This is a genomic window from Pedobacter flavus, assembly GCF_036324285.1.
Classification (GTDB): Bacteria; Bacteroidota; Bacteroidia; order Sphingobacteriales; family Sphingobacteriaceae; genus Pedobacter; species Pedobacter flavus.
Map to the genome: position 1 here is coordinate 1076360 of NZ_JAZDQU010000001.1, position 18850 is coordinate 1095209.

At 34.2% G+C, this 18850-nt stretch carries 19 protein-coding genes and 1 riboswitch; of the genes, 5 read left to right on the forward strand and 14 right to left on the reverse strand.

Going from position 1 to position 18850, the window contains the following annotated elements:
* Positions 1-18: 18 nt before the first annotated feature.
* From VRU49_RS04960 to pdxA, 5 genes are all read right to left on the reverse strand, one after another.
* Positions 19-1008 carry a beta-ketoacyl-ACP synthase III gene (locus VRU49_RS04960; RefSeq protein ID WP_330145681.1) on the reverse strand — a complete coding sequence of 330 codons (990 nt, stop codon included), beginning with the start codon at positions 1006-1008 and terminating at the stop codon, positions 19-21.
* A 7-nt stretch (positions 1009-1015) separates the two neighbouring features.
* Positions 1016-1954 (reverse strand): phosphate acyltransferase PlsX, encoded by a 939-nt coding sequence (plsX, locus tag VRU49_RS04965; RefSeq protein WP_330145682.1) that lies wholly within the window; start codon positions 1952-1954, stop codon positions 1016-1018.
* A gap of 103 nt (positions 1955-2057) precedes the next feature.
* On the reverse strand, positions 2058-2249 hold the full coding sequence (rpmF, locus tag VRU49_RS04970; protein ID WP_330145683.1) for a 50S ribosomal protein L32: 192 nt from the start codon (positions 2247-2249) through the stop codon (positions 2058-2060).
* A 16-nt stretch (positions 2250-2265) separates the two neighbouring features.
* Positions 2266-2790 (reverse strand): YceD family protein, encoded by a 525-nt coding sequence (locus VRU49_RS04975; RefSeq protein ID WP_330145684.1) that lies wholly within the window; start codon positions 2788-2790, stop codon positions 2266-2268.
* Positions 2791-3077: 287 nt separating this feature from the next.
* Positions 3078-4157, reverse strand: coding sequence for a 4-hydroxythreonine-4-phosphate dehydrogenase PdxA (gene pdxA / locus VRU49_RS04980; protein WP_330145685.1), 1080 nt, complete (start codon positions 4155-4157; stop codon positions 3078-3080).
* Between the two features lie 101 nt (positions 4158-4258).
* Here pdxA and rsmA point away from each other — a divergent pair, with 101 nt between their 5' ends.
* Complete coding sequence (gene rsmA, locus VRU49_RS04985) at positions 4259-5044, forward strand: 16S rRNA (adenine(1518)-N(6)/adenine(1519)-N(6))-dimethyltransferase RsmA (RefSeq protein ID WP_330145686.1); 786 nt, start codon at positions 4259-4261, stop codon at positions 5042-5044.
* Positions 5045-5047: 3 nt separating this feature from the next.
* Here the strand turns inward: rsmA and VRU49_RS04990 are convergent, their stop codons facing one another.
* On the reverse strand, positions 5048-6247 hold the full coding sequence (locus VRU49_RS04990) for a multidrug effflux MFS transporter (protein ID WP_330145687.1): 1200 nt from the start codon (positions 6245-6247) through the stop codon (positions 5048-5050).
* Between the two features lie 82 nt (positions 6248-6329).
* Here VRU49_RS04990 and VRU49_RS04995 point away from each other — a divergent pair, with 82 nt between their 5' ends.
* From VRU49_RS04995 to VRU49_RS05010, 4 genes are all read left to right on the forward strand, one after another.
* On the forward strand, positions 6330-7259 hold the full coding sequence (locus VRU49_RS04995; protein WP_330145688.1) for an NAD(P)-dependent oxidoreductase: 930 nt from the start codon (positions 6330-6332) through the stop codon (positions 7257-7259).
* Between the two features lie 28 nt (positions 7260-7287).
* Entirely contained in the window at positions 7288-7758 is a 471-nt protein-coding gene (locus VRU49_RS05000) for an OsmC family protein (protein ID WP_330145689.1), read from the forward strand.
* A 141-nt stretch (positions 7759-7899) separates the two neighbouring features.
* Positions 7900-8373, forward strand: a complete 474-nt coding sequence (greA, locus tag VRU49_RS05005) for a transcription elongation factor GreA (protein WP_330145690.1) — start codon at positions 7900-7902, stop codon at positions 8371-8373.
* 1 nt (position 8374) lies between these two features.
* On the forward strand, positions 8375-8764 hold the full coding sequence (locus tag VRU49_RS05010; RefSeq protein WP_330145691.1) for an HIT family protein: 390 nt from the start codon (positions 8375-8377) through the stop codon (positions 8762-8764).
* A 55-nt stretch (positions 8765-8819) separates the two neighbouring features.
* Here VRU49_RS05010 and VRU49_RS05015 read toward each other — a convergent pair whose 3' ends face one another.
* From VRU49_RS05015 to VRU49_RS05050, 8 genes are all read right to left on the reverse strand, one after another.
* Complete coding sequence (locus VRU49_RS05015; protein ID WP_330145692.1) at positions 8820-9146, reverse strand: nucleotide pyrophosphohydrolase; 327 nt, start codon at positions 9144-9146, stop codon at positions 8820-8822.
* A 27-nt stretch (positions 9147-9173) separates the two neighbouring features.
* Complete coding sequence (dtd, locus tag VRU49_RS05020) at positions 9174-9626, reverse strand: D-aminoacyl-tRNA deacylase (protein ID WP_330145693.1); 453 nt, start codon at positions 9624-9626, stop codon at positions 9174-9176.
* A 19-nt stretch (positions 9627-9645) separates the two neighbouring features.
* On the reverse strand, positions 9646-10566 hold the full coding sequence (gene rsgA / locus VRU49_RS05025) for a ribosome small subunit-dependent GTPase A (RefSeq protein ID WP_330145694.1): 921 nt from the start codon (positions 10564-10566) through the stop codon (positions 9646-9648).
* A gap of 122 nt (positions 10567-10688) precedes the next feature.
* The gene (locus tag VRU49_RS05030; protein ID WP_330145695.1) at positions 10689-12194 is read right to left on the reverse strand and encodes a glycoside hydrolase family 10-like protein; all 1506 of its coding nucleotides are present in this window, start codon (positions 12192-12194) and stop codon (positions 10689-10691) included.
* Between the two features lie 4 nt (positions 12195-12198).
* Complete coding sequence (metF, locus tag VRU49_RS05035; protein WP_330145696.1) at positions 12199-13149, reverse strand: methylenetetrahydrofolate reductase [NAD(P)H]; 951 nt, start codon at positions 13147-13149, stop codon at positions 12199-12201.
* Between the two features lie 278 nt (positions 13150-13427).
* Entirely contained in the window at positions 13428-13790 is a 363-nt protein-coding gene (locus VRU49_RS05040) for a four helix bundle protein (RefSeq protein WP_330145697.1), read from the reverse strand.
* 232 nt (positions 13791-14022) lie between these two features.
* A complete protein-coding gene (gene metH / locus VRU49_RS05045; RefSeq protein ID WP_330145698.1) occupies positions 14023-17688 on the reverse strand; it encodes a methionine synthase in 3666 nt (1221 codons plus the stop codon).
* Between the two features lie 80 nt (positions 17689-17768).
* Positions 17769-17882: riboswitch (SAM riboswitch) on the reverse strand.
* A gap of 194 nt (positions 17883-18076) precedes the next feature.
* On the reverse strand, positions 18077-18817 hold the full coding sequence (locus VRU49_RS05050) for a Bax inhibitor-1/YccA family protein (RefSeq protein ID WP_330145699.1): 741 nt from the start codon (positions 18815-18817) through the stop codon (positions 18077-18079).
* Positions 18818-18850 lie beyond the last annotated feature (33 nt).

An 18850-nucleotide genomic window follows, 5' to 3' on the forward strand; every position in this document is an offset into this window, starting at 1 on the left:
TTTTTCTATAAAATAAGGTTAATATGCCCATTTTATATAAACTGAGCCCCAAGTAAATCCACCGCCAAAAGCAGCAAGGATTAAATTATCGCCCTTTTTTAATTTACTTTCCCATTCCCATAAACATAGAGGAATAGTTCCGTTAGTGGTATTTCCGTAACGCTCTATATTAATCATTACCTTATCTGTACCAACACCCATTCTATTTGCAGTGGCATCAATAATTCTTTTATTTGCTTGATGTGGCACTAACCAGGCTACATCGTCGGCAGTTAAATGATTACGATCCATAATTTCTGCAGCAACATTAGCCATATTAGTTACGGCAAATTTAAATACGGTTGGTCCTTCCTGATATACAGAATGCTCGTTATTAGTTACGGTTTCTATACTTGCTGGTTTTACAGATCCACCAGCTTTTTGTTGTAAAAATTGTTTGCCAGAACCATCTGATTTTAGGATAGCATCCATTATGCCGTTTCCTTCTTCGTTAGGTTCTAATAGAACAGCACCACATCCATCTCCAAAAATTATACAGGTAGTTCTATCTTCGTAGTTAATGATAGACGACATTTTATCGCCACCAACTACTAATATTTTTTTGTGTTTTCCTGATTCAATAAATTGAGCTGCTGTGGTTAATCCGTAGATAAATCCAGAGCATGCTGCTTGTAAATCGAAACCCCAAGCATTGGTTGCACCAATTTTATCTGCCAAGATATTAGCTGTTGCAGGAAAAGGTAAATCAGGAGTAGTGGTACAAAAAATAATGAGTTCTATTTCTGAGGCAGAAATTCCTCTCTTTTTTAAAAGGGCATTCACAGCAGGAACAGCCATATCTGATGTTCCTAAATTTTCGCCTTTCAAAATCCTTCGTTCTTTAATACCGGTACGACTAACAATCCATTCATCGGTAGTATCTACAAAGGTTTCCATCTCTTTATTGGTAAGTACATAATCGGGTACATAACCATGGACGGCTGTAATAGCGGCGTGAATTTTATTCATAAGTAGATTAATTAAATGCAGAGGTTATTTTCTCTGTTAGCTTAGAAACGATCATTTCCTTCGACTGTAAAATCATATTCTTTACAGCTCTTGGATTTGATATTCCATGACCAATAACTACAGGTGCATTAACGCCTAAAACCGGACTGCCACCATATTGTTCGTAGTTAAAGCGGTCGAAGAACTCATCTTTAAGCCCTTTTTTAATAGTTAAAACATAGAATGACTCGGCAAGTTTTAACATAATATTGCCTGTAAAACCATCACAAACAATAACGTCAGCCTTATCATTGAACATATCTCTCCCTTCAATATTTCCAATGAAATTAAACAATTTAGTTTCTTTCATTAAAGGGAAAGTAGCCATACTTAACATATTTCCTTTCTCGTCTTCCTCTCCAATATTCATTAATCCTACTTTTGGATTTGGGATGCCCATTATATTTTCGGCGTATAAACTACCTAATATACCAAACTGTAATAAAGTGTCTGGCTTGCAATCGGCATTTGCGCCCACATCTAATAGTAAGCCCATGCCGCCCTTTATTTTTGGTACAATAGAGGATAAACAAGGTCTAATAATTCCGGGAATAGTTTTAACACTTAAAACTGCACCAACTAACATGGCGCCAGAATTACCTGCACTAGCAAATGATTGGATTTTGTTTTCTTTAAGGAGATTAAAACCTACTGCGATACTCGAATTAGGTTTTTGAAGGATGGCTTTAGTGGGATGTTCTCCCATACTGATGCACTCGTCTGTATGTATATACTCAAAATGATCTGGATTAAAATCCAGATCATTTAAAATTGGGTATATTTGACTTGTATCGCCAATGAGTACAATATGCTCATTAGGATTTAATGATTTATGTGCTTCAACAGCTCCTAAAACAATAGCTTTAGGGGCATGGTCGCCGCCCATTATATCGAGGCCTATTTTCATACTTTAAAAAATCTGTGTATTAATAATGCAGCCTTGTAAAAACAAAGCAGCCGACTAAGTTAAAATTAAACCCGCTTAAAACACAAAAAATTTTAAAAGAATATTACCCGATGGCGGTGTTCTCGATAACTAATTTCCCGTTATAATACAGGTTACCATCTACGTTATAAGCGCGATGTGGTTGGTGTATTGCTCCGGTAGCTTTACAAGTTGTTAAAGATGGCAACTCAGCTTTGTAGTGAGTCCTTCTTTTATCTCTTCTGCTTTTAGAGATTTTACGCTTTGGATGTGCCATTTCTTATTGTTTTATTTTATTTTAATTTCTTTAATGCATCCCATCTAGGGTCTACTTTTTCTTCTTCTCTCTTCTGAACCGATAAATCTTGCAATTTTGCTATCATTTCCGGATCACATTGCTGTCCGTTCCCCATATCATTACAATTAACAATATATGGAATCGAGACAGTTATGTATTCATATATTAATTCTGATACATCAATTTCACTCTCTCGTTTGTTTATCATAATGATTTCCAAGTCGTCACTCTCAAGGTCATCTTCTGTAAACTTTATAATTTGACGTTCTTTAATATGTAAAGGCGTCAAACATTCCGATAAACAAGTGTCGCAAGTTAAACTAACTTCACCATCGATCTCAAAATTTAAGATCATCATGGTCTCTTGTTTATCTAGTTCTAATTTTGCTTTTAAATTCCCTTTCTTAACTAAAGAGTATTCAAATGCTGCAAAAAAATTGTCATCTATCTCAAAATCAAACAAATGTTTGCCAATTTTTAAGCCTGTAAAAGGGATTGAAAATTGTTTTAATGGTTTCAAGAGTAACAAAATTTTAGCCCGCAAATGTAAGGATTATTTTAGTAAGTTGAAAATGTTTTTGAAAAATTCAACCTATTTATTTTTTATATAATCAGTATATTTTTTCATTTTAAGGACATTCTGCCAAATTTTTATCGCCTTAATTTTTTAAAATATATTAATATTGATTGGTTTTAATATTTTATCCTTATAAAATTCGGGTTGTATTTACTTTTTATTTATTTAATTATTTGGGTTTTAATCCTAAGCTTAATACTTCACAAAGCTAGTTATAATGGCTGTTTAATTTATGAAGCATCATCTTTTAAATCGAACTGCGTTTCAACTATCTTACCTCCAGATTTTAATTGGTTGGCAAGCATTTCTTCTTGTTCTCTTCTGCTATTTGTAATATGTATAGCGGCATAAATTGCTTGGATAAAGGAACTTGGGTTTGCTACATCTTTACCCGCAATTCCATAACCTGTTCCATGATCCGGAGAGGTTCTTATAAAATCTAATCCTGCAGTAAAATTAATGCCACCACCAAACGATAAAGTTTTAAATGGAACTAAACCTTGATCGTGGTACATGGCTAAAACCCCATCAAATTGTTTGTAAGATTCATTTCCAAAAAATCCATCTGCTGGGTAGGGCCCAAAACAAATAATTCCTTTATCAAAGGCTTCTTGTATAGCTGGACTAATAATTTCTTGTTCCTCGCTTCCTAAAAGTCCGTTATCTCCGGCATGAGGATTTAAACCTAGGACTGCAATTTTTGGTTTTTCTATCCAAAAGTCTTTCTTCAAGCTTTCGTTCATCAAAACTAATTTTTGAAGAATGTTGGCCTTTGTTATATGTTCTGAAACGTCTTTTAAAGGAACATGTCCGGTTACTACACCAATTTTAATTCCTTCACTCAACATAAACATTAATGCTTTTTTGCCAGGGTTTTTTGATTCAAAAAATTCGGTATGTCCTGGAAAATTAAAGCTTTCTGATTGAGCATTGTCTTTGTTGATGGGTGCAGTAACTATCGCGTCAATTTTCCCTTCTAATAAGTCGTTCGTGGCTTTTTGAAGAGAAATTACTGCATATTTTCCGCCTGTTTCTGTGGTTTTGCCCAATTCAATTTTCACTTCTTCTTCCCAACAATTTATAAGGTTAGCTTTCCCTGCAACTGCTTGGTCTGGATGATTGATGATGTTGAATTGAAAATCGTTAATTTTTAAGTTTTTTTTATGGTAAGAAGCTATTTTAGCTTGTCCGTATACTATTGCAATACAATCTTGTAGAATACTTGCGTTAGATAGTGATTTTAAAATTACTTCTAACCCAATACCATTAATATCGCCTATGGTTATTCCAATTTTTAATTTTTTCTGCATGACTTGATGAAAGAATTTGTGCAAATTACTGATTTTGCCACTAATCTTTACTTATTTTTGTAAGTATAATCTCTACTTACCAGAGAATAGTGTCTATAAATATGAGTTTAGTAAAAGCTAAGAAACATCTTGGTCAGCATTTTTTGACTGATAAAAATATCGCAGGTAAAATTGTTCAGGCTTTGTCTAAAACAGATCAATATAATCAGGTGTTGGAAGTTGGACCTGGTATGGGAATTCTTTCGGATCATTTATTAGCAGATAATAATTTGGATGTTCATTTGATTGATATTGATGCTGAATCTTATGATTATTTGAAAAATAAGTATCCTCAATTGGGTGAAAAATTAATACTTGGCGATTTTTTAGCATTAAATTTTAAGGAGAAATTTGCTGAACAATTTTCAATTATTGGCAATTTCCCGTACAATATTTCTTCCCAAATTTTATTCAAAATTTTAGAAAATAGGAATCAGGTTATCCAAATGGTAGGGATGTTTCAAAAGGAAGTTGCAGAGCGATGCGCTTCTCCATCTGGATCTAAAGATTATGGGATATTGAGCGTTTTGCTGCAAGCTTATTACGATATAGAGTATTTATTTACAGTTAAACCTGGGACGTTTAATCCGCCTCCTAAAGTAAATTCGGGTGTTATAAGGCTTACAAGAAATAACGTTAAGGAATTAGATTGTGATGAAAAACTTTTTTGGCGGGTTGTTAAAGCAGGTTTTAATCAGCGAAGAAAAACGTTAAGAAATGCCTTGTCGGGCACCATTCCTAAAGATAAAATGGATACCCATAACTATTTTGATAAGCGTGCTGAACAGCTTACCGTTGCACAGTTTATTGAATTTACTCAGCATATTGAGCAATTAGCCAAAGCTTAAATTTTAAATTAATCTTCTTTTAATTAGCATTAATGTTAATAATGTTAAGGTTCCTGTTATGCCTATAATTAGACTTACAGGAACAATGGTGTTGTTAAAGAATGTGCTAACCGCGATGGATGAAACGAAGCTCATAAACATTTGTAATGCGCCTAATAAGGCAGATGCAGAACCTGTTTGAGCGCCTGTATCAGCTAAAGCTAATGCGGTACTGTTTGGGTAAATAAATCCTAGGAAGCTTATGAAAACGAATAGGAAGGCAATGAAAATGATATTTGGAACATTTAAGTTGCTGATTATGGCAATTGATATTCCTGAGATAAACATAACACCACAAGCAAAAGTTAAAATTTGGGTCATCGAATATTTTTTCAATAATATTCTATTCAACTGACTACATAAAATTAGACCCGCTGCATTAACGCTAAATAATAGACTAAATTCTTTTTCTGTGAAATTAAATAGCGTTATGTAGATAAATGAAGAAGAAGAAATATAAGCGAACATGCCAGCCGATCCGAATGAGCAACATAAGGCAAAGTATATAAACGATTTCTTTTTCATTAAGTTCCAATAAACTTTAATTATTGGAACAAATTTTAATTGGACGCTTTTATCTGCTTTTTTAGATTCAGGTAGAAAAACAGCTATAGCCACAAATACAATAGAACTTAGGCAAGTTAATACGGTAAAGATAGCTCTCCACCCCCAAGAGGTACTTACAAAACTACCCACAGATGGAGCAATTATCGGCGCTATACCCATCACTAACATTAACATAGAAAATACTTTTGCAGACTCGTGGGGTTTAAATAAATCGCGAACTACAGCTCTAGAAACTACCATACCTGCACAACCTCCCAAGGCCTGAAGTAGTCTAAATGCTATTAATTGGTCTATGTTTGATGCAATTCCGCAACCTATAGAAGCCAGAGTATAAATTATTAAACCAATATATAATGGTTTTTTTCTTCCAAATCTATCCGTAATTGGTCCGTAGAAAAGCTGACCTGCCGAAATTCCTATAAAGTAAGATGCTAGAGATAGTTGAATTTGGTCTTGGGTGGTTGATAAACTATCCGCAATTTGAACAAATGCTGGTAGATACATATCAATGGTAAATGGACCCATTGCCGATAGAATACCTAGGATAATTACAATTGACAATTGATCTTTGGTAAACTTTTCCGTTGTGTTTTTCATTGCGTGAAATTACGCTCAATTATTTAAATTGCATTATATTAAACTAACATTTGATATTTTTGTTGCAAATGTCAAGGAAGTTATGAAGGGAAAAATTTTAATAGTTGATGCATTGCATCCCGTTTTTAAGGAAAGGGCAGTTGATATGGGTTTTGAGGTGCACGATAGACCAGATATCTCCAGAGCAGAAACACTGAGTGTGATTGGCGATTATATGGGCATTGCCGTTAGAACTAAATTTAAAATTGATGAGGAGTTGTTAGAAGCCGGACATAATTTAAAGTTTGTTGCGAGAGCAGGTGCAGGTTTAGATAATATTAATGTAGACTTTGCAAAATCTAAAGATATTATTTTACTAAATGCCCCAGAAGGCAATGCGGATGCGGTAGGTGAGCACGCTATAGGGATGTTATTGTCGTTGATAAACAACTTGAATAAAGGCAATGCTGAAGTTAGAAATGGTGTTTGGGACAGGGAAGGCAATAGAGGGTATGAATTAAAGAAGAAAACGGTTGCCATAATAGGTTACGGCGTTATGGGTAAAAGCATAGCCAAGAAACTAAGCGGATTTGAAGTAGAAGTTATTGCTTACGATAAATACAAAACTGGTTATTCAGATCAATATGCACAGGAAGTAAGCATGGAGGAAGTGGTTAAACGTGCAGATATTTTGAGTTTGCATATTCCTTTAACAAAGGAGACAAAGGAAATGGTAAACGATGAATATTTATTTCATTTTAAAAAGCCTATTTTCTTTATTAATACTGCTCGAGGAGAAATTGTTAAAACAACTTCAATTTTAAAAGGTATTAAAGAAGGGAAAATTTTAGGTGCTGGTTTAGATGTTTTGGAGGTGGAAAATTTCCCTAAATTGAAAGAACAAATATGGTTTGATGAATTGGTTAATGAACAAAAGCTGATTTTGAGTCCACATGTAGCGGGATGGACGTACGAATCCTATTTAAAAATATCTGAAGTTCTTGCAGATAAGCTACAAAAAATAGTATTTTAGTATGTAATTATATCAAATTTAAAATCTCATGGCAAAGCAACATACCTACACATCTAAGTTAATTTGGACGGGGAATAAGGGTTCTGGAACCATGGATTATAGGTCTTATGATAGGGACTTTAAAATTTCTATGGATGGGAAGCCTGAAATTTTAGGTTCATCAGATTCAGATTTTTTAGGAGATAAAAACAAGCATAACCCAGAAGATTTACTCGTATCGGCGGTTTCTTCTTGTCATATGTTATGGTATTTACATTTATGTTCTAAGCATGGAATAGTGGTAATGGAATATTATGATAATGCTGAAGGAATAATGGTGGAAGATGGTACTGGAAGTGGGAAATTTACTTCAATTACATTAAGGCCAAATGTTGTTTTAGCTGATAATAAACAGTTTGAATTAGCGGAGAAATTACATACTGAGGCCAATAAAATGTGTTTTATTGCTAATTCATTGAATTTCAAGGTTAATCATGTGGCAAAATTTAGTAGTATATAAAGGATATTTAATTTAATGCGCTAAAAATTTGCTTTTATAAACTGGGAAAATTATCTTCGTTATTATACAATTTCAAGACTATATCGGGAATACCCGATATGGTCTTGTTGTTTTTAGAGGATATAAGAAAAATAAATTGAGATGTCAGAGGTTACGTATTATACACAAGAAGGATTAGATAAGTTAAAGGAAGAAATCCATGAATTAACTACTGTTGGAAGACAAATGATTTCTAAACAGATTGCAGAGGCAAGAGATAAAGGAGACCTTTCGGAAAATGCGGAATACGATGCGGCAAAAGAAGCGCAGGGATTACATGAAGCAAAAATTGCAAAACTTAAGAATATATTAGCCAATGCAAGGTTAATTGATGAAAGCAAATTAGATACATCTAAAGTATTGGCTTTGTCAATAGTGAAAATAAAGAATGTTAAGAACGGAGCAGTTATGACTTACCAACTGGTTCCGGAAAGTGAAGCAGATTTAAAGACAGGAAAAATATCTGTAAAATCTCCAATCGCACAGGGATTATTAGGTAAATCTGTTGGTGATATGGCTGAAATAGAAGTTCCGGCAGGGAAAATTGAGTTCGAAATCTTAGAAATCAGTAGATAATATGTCGGTTTTTGAAAGGATTATTTCGGGCGAAATACCAGCACATAAGATTGCAGAAAACAACGATTATTTAGCATTTTTAGATGTTAGTCCGCTGGTAATGGGCCACGTTTTGGTAATTCCAAAGCAACCAGAGGATTATATATTCGATATAAACGATGAATCGTATGCGGGATTATGGTTATTTGCTAAGTCTATTTCTAAAGCAATAAAGTCTGCTTTTCCATGTAAAAAGGTTGGCGTGGCTGTTGTTGGATTAGAAGTGCCACATGCACATATTCATTTGGTGCCGATGAATGCAGTATCTGATATGAATTTTAGTAAGGAAAAATTAAAGCCAAGTGCTGATGAGCTTGCTTCTGCGGCTCAGAAAATAAGATCTTTTTTATAAATAAAGCGTTAAACTAAACTACTAAACTTGAAGAATCCCGCAATTGCGGGATTTTTTATTTTAATTTATCGTTGTTTTTATGTCTGTTAGCGTCTCGTTGAGTTTTCTTCTCCAAGTTTTTTCTCAAGGCTTCTGTTAAATCTGTATTGGTTTGGTTAGCTAGACAAATTAAAACAAATAAAACATCTGCCATCTCATCAGCTAGATTGGCTTCTTCTTCTTTGTTTTTAAAAGATTGTTCGCCATATTTTCTAGAAATAATGCGTGCTAATTCACCAACTTCCTCCATTAAAATTACAGTGTTGGTTAATTCGTTAAAATACCTAACGCCATTGTTTTTTATCCAATTATCTACAATTTCTTGCGATTCTTTTATTGTCATTTTGATGGAAATTTAAATTTTTTAATATTATTCTTTTTGCTGAGTGTCTATAATAATGGTAACCGGACCATCATTTATTAAGCTTATTTTCATGTCGGCACCAAATACCCCAACTTCTACTTTTGTACCTGTTAATGTGCTTAGTTTATGGATCATGGATTCATACATTGGAATGGCTAAAGGAGGTTTTGCAGCTCTAGTAAATCCAGGTCTATTTCCCTTTTTTGTTGCAGCAAATAAGGTGAATTGACTAATCAGCAGTATTTTTCCATTACAATCGGCTAAAGACTGGTTCATAAGTCCATTTTCGTCACTAAAAATTCTAATATTCGCAATTTTTCCCGCTAACCATTCTAGGTCTTCTTCAGTATCTTTTTCTTCTACACCTAATAAGACGAGTAAGCCTTTACCAATTTCACCGGTAATTTTACCATCTACTACGCAGTTAGCTTCTAATACTCTTTGAATAACAGCTCTCATTTAATTATGATTTAAGTTTTTAAGCCCTTGTGTCGTGTCCATGATAGATACTTTCGTAACTCTCATATCTAGAAATGGCTATTTCTCCATGTTCAACTGCTTTTAATACAGCGCAACCTGGCTCATTAAAATGCTGACAATTATTGAATCTGCAACCTTCAGAAATTTTAAAAATTTCAGGGAAAAAATGAGAAAGTTCAGCTTTTTCAATATCAATTACGCCCAACTCTCTAATTCCAGGTGTATCTATTAAATATCCTCCTTGGGGTAAAGGGTGCATGTTTGCAAATGTTGTAGTATGTTGTCCTTTATTGCTCCAGTCGGATATCTCGCCAGTTTTTATATCTAAATTAGGAAGTAGGTAATTTATTAATGTTGATTTGCCAACTCCAGAATGTCCCGAAAAGAGGGTTATTTTATCTTTTAATAGGTCTGAAATTAAATTCATATTTATCCCTTCGAGAGCGGAAACCTCAAAGCAAGGGTATCCGATTTTCTCATAAATAGATTTTAATTGCAAATAGAACTCATGATCTTCTTCGTCATGTAAGTCAACTTTGTTTATAATAAGTGAAGTAGGAACAGAGTAGGCCTCTGCGGTAACCAAGAATCTGTCTATAAAACCAAGTGAAGTTCTAGGAGAGGATAAGGTAACAATTAGGAAGGCTTGATCTAAATTTGCAGCTATAATTTGAGCTTGCTTAGATAGATTAATTGATTTCCTAATTATATAATTTTTACGGGGAAGTAAAGCCGTAATTAATCCATTTTCACTGTCAGGTTCTAATTCAAATTTTACTCTATCTCCAACAGCTATTGGGTTGGTGGTTTTTATATCCTTTATTCTGAATTTACCTACAATTCTGCAAGAATATATTTTTTTATCTTCTCCTTCAATTGTGTACCAACTACCTGTAGATTTTATGACTAGGCCTTCCATATTTTGTAAAGTTATGCAATAAATTTAAGAGTTAAGTTGACCAAAAAAGCATCCTGAGTATTATTTAACATAAAAAAACCCGGGAACATTAGTTACCGGGTTTAAAATTTTAACGTTTAAAATTAAGGTTTTTTCTCTTCAAATCTACTTTCATTTCCGGTTCTACCCACAGCCGTAACACCATAAGCGGTTAACTTAATTTTGGCGCCAGAACTTAAAGTTTGTACGGTTGGTATTAATAAACATCTATCGTGTTTGTTTAAAATTTGATATTCCCAGTTGTCGCCATATTTTGCATAAACTACATATCTAAAGTTTTTATCAGCCCCTTCTGCTTCCCATGAAATTTCTAAATTATTATTTATTAATTGAGTGGTAACTTTAGGGACAGCTGGTTGTTCTTTTTCTAACCAAGGGCTTGGCGGTACTAATGCTTGTCGTTTGTAAGGCCCTGCCAATAAATCTTTACGCAAACTTTCGTGCGTTTGAAGCGCCGCCATACTCCAATGAATATGTCCTGGGCTATTAGGAACAATACCTCTGGCAATCATTATTTGATTAAAGATTTCGTCGCTATTAGTTGGGCCACCACCTAAACCACTATTTAATCCTGGCCATAAATGTTTACCCGTTTTATTTTCTCTTTCCCACCATCCCAAAAGTACAGGATAACTTTGAGCAATGGTATTTACTTTCCAGTATAGTTGTGGTGAGAAATAATCAATCCAGCCTTCGTTTAACCATAATTTAGCATCAGCGTAAAGTTTTTCATACTGATCCATACCTTCAATAGACTCAGGGTATCCTGGTCGCCAAATGCCGAATGGACTTAATCCAAATTTGACATGTGTTTTAATAGATTTTATTTCATCGTACACTCTTTTTATAAAAGTATTTACGCTTTCTCTGCGCCAATCATTTAAAGCTAAAGTGCCTCCAGTTTTAAGATAATCTTGATAAGTTTTTTGATCTGGAAAATCTGCTCCTTTATTGTATGATTCATAAGGATAGAAGTAATCATCGAAATGAACGCCATCGATATCGTATCTGGTAACTATATCGCGTACAACTGCTGCCGAGTGATCTTGTGTGCCTTTTAATGATGGGTCTAGCCACCAATAGCCTTCAGCTAATTTATATACCAATTCTGGATTGGTTTTAACGATAGACTTTTCGGAAATTTCTTTTCCTGAAACATGATGTGCTCTATATGGATTTAACCAAACATGTAATTCTAATCCACGTTCGTGTGCCGCATCTATCCAAAATTCTAATGGATCATAATAGGGGTTTGGTGCCACACCTTGTTTGCCTGTTAAAAAATATGACCAAGGTTCTAAATCACTTTTATATAAAGCATCTGCTTGAGGTCTTACTTGGAAAATAACTGCATTTAAATTGTTGTTTTTAAGAATATTTAAAATGTTTAATGCTTCTTGTTTTTGTTGCTCTGTAGTTAGCCCAGGTTTACTTGGCCAATTGATGTTGGCAACAGAAGCAACCCACGCAGCTCTAAACTCGGCATCTGCTTTTGGTTGCTTTTTAGAATATTGTTGAGCATGGCCAGTTAAGACGATGAAAATTAACCATACAAGAGTTAGGGTTTTTAAAATTTTTTGCGCATTCATGTTTTTAAAATATTGCATCTGCAATTCTTTTTGTTGATTCGGGATTACTCATGGTATAAAAATGTAATACCGGAGCCCCAATTTTAATTAATTCCTTACACTGTTCAATCATCCATTCAATGCCTGCTTCTTTTACTTGTTGTTCATTTTTACAAGCGCTAATGGCTTCGCTCAACAATTCTGGTATATCTATATGGAAAATCTTAGGCAAGCTAATCAATTGTTTTGAATTGGTAATAGGTTTTAAGCCCGGAATAATTGGGACATGGATGTCGTTTTCTCTACATAAGGCAACAAAATTTTTGTATTTCTCTATGTCATAGAACATTTGAGTAACGATAAATTCTGCACCTAGTTCTACTTTTTTCTTTAAATATTTAAAGTCTGTTTTAAGATTTGGGGATTCGAAATGCTTTTCTGGATATCCAGCTACGCCCACACAAAAATCTGTACAAAACGCTTGGTGGTCTTCGTGCAGATATTTGCCATTATTCATGTTCATTACCTGCTCCAAAAGTTCAGATGCATATTGGTGTCCACCAGGAGTAGGTATAAAAGTATTATCTGCCTGACGGGCATCACCTCTTAAAACCAATACATTGTCAATTCCTAAAAATTTTAAATCTATTAATGCATTTTCAGTTTCTTCCTTAGTAAAGCCACCACAAATTAAATGCGGAACTGCATCTACTTTATATTTGTTCATTATGGCTGCACAAATGGCTACCGTACCTGGACGTTTACGGTACGATACTTTTTCTAAAAGTCCATTATCGTGTTGCTTATAAATAAAATCTTCTCTATGGTAGGTTACATCTATAAATGGCGGATTAAACTCCATTAAGGGGTCTATTGCTCTATAGATGTCATCTATACTTTTTCCTTTTATTGGTGGTAATAGTTCAAAAGAAAAGAGTGTTTGGTTTGCTCTTTTTATATGATCGGTGATTTTCATTGTTTTTAAAAAGTATTTTGCTTCGTATGGGGTGCCTGCGGCATAGTTAGTCTATAGTCTTTAGTAGAAAGTAGACGGTAGACAATTGCTAGGTGCAGCAGAATCCTTTCCGGTATATTTTCATTTATTTTGTTTTTTCTTTTTTTGATAAGTAATTAGTTCAGTCTGTTATGTTCTAACCACTAGCTGGTTTTTATCTTTAGATTAGTATAGCTACCAAAACTTTTATCTAATTGGAATCTAACTTGTTTAATACATCAAGTCTTAGTACTAAATACTTAGACTTTTTTCTTCTCAGAGGTTTTCTGTAGGCCTCCTACCATTCTTTCCAATTGGTTTATTTTTGGAATTATGTATTCAAAACTTAGCTTATCTACGTATCCGAAGTCATAGGCTAATATTAATTGTGTTTCTAATTCATAAGCAGAGCCTAGACCAATACTTAGAAAATGATTAAATTCTTTTTTAGACTTTCCTGAACAACCTTCAGCAATATTTGAGGAGATAGATACTGAAGCCCTAGTAAGTTGAGCGGTCAATGCATATCTTTCATCCGGTGGAAAATTTCTTGTCATTTTAAATACTAGTTTTGCTATTTCAATACTTAACTGCCATATTTTTAATTCTCTAAAATTATTCATATCCAAGAAAGTTAAAAGTAATTAATGTTTAAATACAAAGAAAATAAATTATTTATAAAGAAATAATAATTGAGATCTCAATAAAACTAACTACTTTATACTGTCTGCCGTCTACTGTCTACTTTATACTGTCTACTGTCTACTTTCTACTGTTTACTGTCTACTTTCTACTGTTTACTGTCTACTGTCTACTGTCTACTGTCTACTTTATACCATCTACTTACCACCATCTCTAATACGCCAAATTAGGGCTTAGCCATTTTTCTGTTTCTTCTACACTCATACCCTTACGTTTTGCATAGTCTTCAATTTGGTCTTTATTTATTTTACCTAGGCCAAAATACCTAGACTCCGCATTTGCAAAATAAAATCCACTTACGGCAGCCGCTGGATACATGGCATAATTCTCAGTGAGTTTAAGTCCAATATTTTTTTCTACTTCTAGAATATTAAAAAGAGTACGTTTTTCTGTGTGATCTGGGCAAGCAGGATAACCAGGCGCAGGTCTAATTCCTTTATATACCTCCTTAATTAATTCTTCATTCGAAAAATTTTCATCAGCATCGTAGCCCCAGAAATCTTTTCTCACCATTTCATGAAGTTTCTCAGCAAAAGCTTCTGCCAATCTATCGGCCAATGCTTTTGCCATTATACTATTATAATCGTCAAAGTTTTTTTCAAAACCAGCTACCAATTCCTCGCAGCCATCTCCGGTGGTTAGGGCAAATCCTCCTAAATAATCTTGTATTCCAGAATTTTGTGGCGCAATAAAATCGGCAAGGGCTAAATACGGAAGTCCTTCACTTTTTTCTGCTTGTTGACGAAGGGTGTGTAGCATAATACTATTATCGTTTATCTTAATTTGAATGTCGTCATTAATGCTATTTGCAGGCCAAAAACCAATAACTGCATTGGCTTTTAGTAGTTTTTGATCTACAATTTTCTTTAGTAAAACTTGTGCGTCTTGATATAATTTTTGAGCTTCAATACCTACATATTCATCATCAAATATTTTAGGAAAACTACCTCTTAATTCCCAGGTGTGGAAGAATGGTGTCCAGTCTATATATGGGATTAAATTTTCTAATGGATAATCCTTAATTACTTTTGTGCCTGTAAATTTGGGTGCAGGGGCGGTAGAACTTTCAAAATCTATGGTTGGTTTAAGTGCCCTGGCTTCTTCAATTGTTTTAAATCTTTTATCAGATTTCTTATTTAAATGAGCAATTCTTGTTTTTTCGTAATCCTCTTTTATGCTCTTAATATAACTATCTCGGGTTTCAATATTTAAAAGTGAACTACAAACAGAAACACTACGAGAAGCATCTAAAACATGAACTGCAGCACCCGAATAGTTTGGTGCAATTTTAACGGCAGCATGGATTCTAGAAGTAGTAGCTCCGCCAACAATTAATGGAATATTTAATTTTTCCCTTTCTAATTCCTTGGCAAAATGCACCATTTCGTCTAAGGATGGCGTAATTAATCCACTTAATCCAATAATATCGGCATTTATTTCCTTGGCTTTTTTAATAATATCTTGGGCAGGAACCATAACTCCCATATCCACAATCTCGAAATTATTGCAAGCTAAAACAACACCCACTATATTCTTTCCAATATCATGGACATCTCCCTTTACTGTGGCCATTAGAATTTTTCCTGCATTTGCATTTTGATTTAGTTCAGGATTATTTTCTTTCTCTTTTTCTATGAATGGTAATAGATAGGCAACTGCTTTCTTCATTACCCTGGCCGATTTTACTACTTGTGGTAAGAACATTTTACCAGCACCGAATAAGTCGCCCACAATATTCATTCCGTCCATTAGCGGGCCTTCAATTACCTCAATTGGGCGTGCATACTTTTGTCTCGCTTCTTCAACATCGGCATCTAAATGCTCTATAATTCCTTTAACTAGTGCGTGTGATAGTCTTTCTTCTACTGTGCCTAACCTCCAAGTTTCGTCTATTACAACAACTTTTCCTTTTGCTTTTACTGTTTCGGCAAACTCAACCAATCGCTCAGTAGCATCAGCTCTTCTGTTTAATAAAACATCTTCTACTCTTTCTAGTAAAGTGGGTTCAATTTCTTGATAAACCTCTAACATTCCTGCATTTACAATCCCCATATCTAATCCAGCCTTAATAGCATGATATAAGAATGCACTATGCATTGCTTCCCTAACCGTATTATTTCCTCTAAAAGAAAACGAAATATTGGAAATACCTCCACTTACTTTTGCTAATGGAAGATTTTCTTTTATCCATTTGGTAGTCTTAATAAAATCTACTGCATAATTATTGTGTTCTTCTAATCCTGTTGCAACGGTTAAAACATTCGGATCAAAGATGATGTCTTGAGGAGGGAAACCTACTTTGTTAACAAGAATATCATATGAGCGTTTCGAAATTTCAATTCGCCTTTCATAGCTATCGGCCTGTCCAATTTCGTCGAAGGCCATAACCACAACCGCAGCCCCATAGCGCATTACTTTTTTTGCACTTTCAATAAACTTCTGTTCGCCTTCTTTGAGTGAAATAGAATTTACGATTGCTTTTCCTTGAATGCATTTTAGGCCTGCTTCTATAACCGACCATTTAGAACTATCTACCATAATTGGGAGCTTTGCGATATCTGGTTCGGAAGCAATAAGGTTTAGGAATTTGGTCATGGCAGCTTCACCATCGAGCATGCCCTCGTCCATATTCACATCAATTATTTGAGCACCACCTTCTACTTGTTGGCGTGCAACAGTTAAAGCACCATCATAATCACCACTTAAAATTAATTTAGAAAATTTGGGAGATCCTGTAATATTGGTTCGTTCTCCAATATTTACAAAAATGCTTTCTGGAGTAATGGTCAACGCTTCTAAACCACTTAACCTTAAAAAAGGGTCAATAGTTGGGATTACTCGAGGTTTTCCTTGTTTAGCTTTATTGGCAATACATTGAATATGATCTGGACTTGTTCCGCAACATCCGCCAACAATATTTACAAAACCTGCTGTAATAAAATCGTCTACAAGGTGTGCCGTTTCGTGAGGCTGCTCATCATATGCGCCAAATTCGTTTGGTAAACCTGCATTTGGATAAGCAGAGATATAACAATTGGCTTTTGCTGCTAATTCCTCTATATGTGGACGCATTTCTTTAGCTCCTAAAGCACAGTTAAAACCAATGCTTAATGGGGTGGCGTGCATTACAGAATTTAAAAAAGCTTCTGCAGTTTGACCGGATAAAGTTCTGCCTGAGGCATCGGTAATGGTACCTGAAATCATTATTTCGGAATGCTTTCCAATTACTTCATCGTATTTTTTTATAGCAGAAATTGCTGCTTTAGCATTTAAGGTATCGAAAATTGTTTCAATTAATAAAACATCTGCCCCGCCATCTACTAATCCTCTCACTTGTTCGTAATAGGCGGCTTCTAATTCATCAAAAGTTATGGCTCTAAAACCCGGGTCATTAACATCAGGAGAAAGAGAAAGCGTTCTATTTGTGGGGCCAATAGCACCTGCAACGAAACAAGTTCTACTTGGGTTTTTAACCATGAAATCTTTTACAGCTTCCTTAGCTATTTTAGCGCCTTCGAAACTGAGCTCATAACTAAGTTCTTCCATTTTATAATCGGCCATAGAGATGCGCTGCGTACTAAAAGTATTGGTTTCAATAATATCAGCACCAGCTTCTAAGTAGGCTAAATGAATAGATTTTATAATGTCTGGACGTGTAAGATTTAATAAGTCGTTATTCCCTTTAACGTCTAAAGGGTGGTCTTTAAATCTCGTTCCTCTAAAATCTTCTTCTGTTAATTGATAGCGTTGTATCATAGTGCCCATAGCACCATCAATTACTAAAATTCTTTTATTTAATTCTTCTCTGATCGTCGTCATAAATTTTTTTGCAAAAACCAATTATGTTATTGCAGTTTAATGTTGACTTATAGAAGAAAGTAGAGTAGTTTTCTAATCATTACTTATCTTTTTCCAAACCTTTTTAAATTAGGTTGGAATAGAATGTAGCACCTTGTTGGCACAGGTTGCTAAGACTTCATAGGGTCCATTCCCTCCGTCTTTCTTTATAAGTTTTACAAAGGTGCGATAAAGAAAGATTAAATCCAAAAAATATGGAGGTTCTTAAAATTAAATACTAAAAGTTTTGATTTTTTTTAATGTTTGACAAATTTTATTCTAAAATTAACGATGCGGAAACAAATAAGTTAAATAAAAAAAGCCCTTCTTAAAATGAATTAAGAAGGGTTTTTAAAATATTTAAATTATATTATTTTCTATTTCCGAAAATTCTTAAAAGGAATAAGAAGATATTAAGGAAGTCTAAGTATAACGACAAAGCACCCATAATAGCCATTTTTTTGGTTTCAACGCGAAAAACATCTTCTCCAGTTTCTTCAATTCCTAAGCCAATTTTTTTAATTTTTTGAACATCGTAAGCAGTTAGTGCAGTAAATACAGCAATACCAATAAATGCCATAAACAGGCTAAATTGCTCACTTTGGATAAACATATTAATTAAACTTGCAATCACTAAGCCAATAACGCCCACCATTAAGATAGGTCCAAACTTGCTTAAATCTATATTGGTTGTATAGCCTAAAAATGCCATTATACCAAATATCCCTGCAGCAGCAGCGAAACAGCTAATAATAGAACCTGAGGTATAAATTAACATGATGAAACTTAAGCTTGCACCGGTTAAAATGGAATATAAAATAAATACCCCAACCAAGGCACCATAAGATAAACGGCTTAATCCAGCGCTCATTAGTAATACCAAACCAAGTGGGGCAAAAGTAACGATATAACCTAAAGTAGATAATCCTTTTTCAGTAACCAACATGCTTAAAAAAGCAGGGGTTTGAGAAATAAAGTATGCAGCGAAGGTTGATAAAGATAAAGCCACAAACATCCATGAAAAGACATTTGCGAAAAATTTCTTAGAAATTGAACCTTCCTGTTGTATAATAACATTTGGGTCGTTATAATTATAATTTTGTTGTTCCATTATGTAGTTTTTATTTAAGTAGATATAAAAATA

Coding starts and splice junctions, on each gene's coding strand:
- VRU49_RS04960 (WP_330145681.1), bottom strand. CDS start 1,008: ATGAATAAAATTCACGCCGCTATTACAGCCGTCCATGGTTATGTACCC.
- plsX (WP_330145682.1), bottom strand. CDS start 1,954: ATGAAAATAGGCCTCGATATAATGGGCGGCGACCATGCCCCTAAAGCT.
- rpmF (WP_330145683.1), bottom strand. CDS start 2,249: ATGGCACATCCAAAGCGTAAAATCTCTAAAAGCAGAAGAGATAAAAGA.
- pdxA (WP_330145685.1), bottom strand. CDS start 4,157: ATGCAGAAAAAATTAAAAATTGGAATAACCATAGGCGATATTAATGGT.
- rsmA (WP_330145686.1), top strand. CDS start 4,259: ATGAGTTTAGTAAAAGCTAAGAAACATCTTGGTCAGCATTTTTTGACT.
- VRU49_RS04990 (WP_330145687.1), bottom strand. CDS start 6,247: ATGAAAAACACAACGGAAAAGTTTACCAAAGATCAATTGTCAATTGTA.
- VRU49_RS04995 (WP_330145688.1), top strand. CDS start 6,330: ATGAAGGGAAAAATTTTAATAGTTGATGCATTGCATCCCGTTTTTAAG.
- VRU49_RS05000 (WP_330145689.1), top strand. CDS start 7,288: ATGGCAAAGCAACATACCTACACATCTAAGTTAATTTGGACGGGGAAT.
- greA (WP_330145690.1), top strand. CDS start 7,900: ATGTCAGAGGTTACGTATTATACACAAGAAGGATTAGATAAGTTAAAG.
- VRU49_RS05010 (WP_330145691.1), top strand. CDS start 8,375: ATGTCGGTTTTTGAAAGGATTATTTCGGGCGAAATACCAGCACATAAG.
- VRU49_RS05015 (WP_330145692.1), bottom strand. CDS start 9,146: ATGACAATAAAAGAATCGCAAGAAATTGTAGATAATTGGATAAAAAAC.
- dtd (WP_330145693.1), bottom strand. CDS start 9,626: ATGAGAGCTGTTATTCAAAGAGTATTAGAAGCTAACTGCGTAGTAGAT.
- rsgA (WP_330145694.1), bottom strand. CDS start 10,566: ATGGAAGGCCTAGTCATAAAATCTACAGGTAGTTGGTACACAATTGAA.
- VRU49_RS05030 (WP_330145695.1), bottom strand. CDS start 12,194: ATGAATGCGCAAAAAATTTTAAAAACCCTAACTCTTGTATGGTTAATT.
- metF (WP_330145696.1), bottom strand. CDS start 13,149: ATGAAAATCACCGATCATATAAAAAGAGCAAACCAAACACTCTTTTCT.
- VRU49_RS05040 (WP_330145697.1), bottom strand. CDS start 13,790: ATGAATAATTTTAGAGAATTAAAAATATGGCAGTTAAGTATTGAAATA.
- metH (WP_330145698.1), bottom strand. CDS start 17,688: ATGACGACGATCAGAGAAGAATTAAATAAAAGAATTTTAGTAATTGAT.
- VRU49_RS05050 (WP_330145699.1), bottom strand. CDS start 18,817: ATGGAACAACAAAATTATAATTATAACGACCCAAATGTTATTATACAA.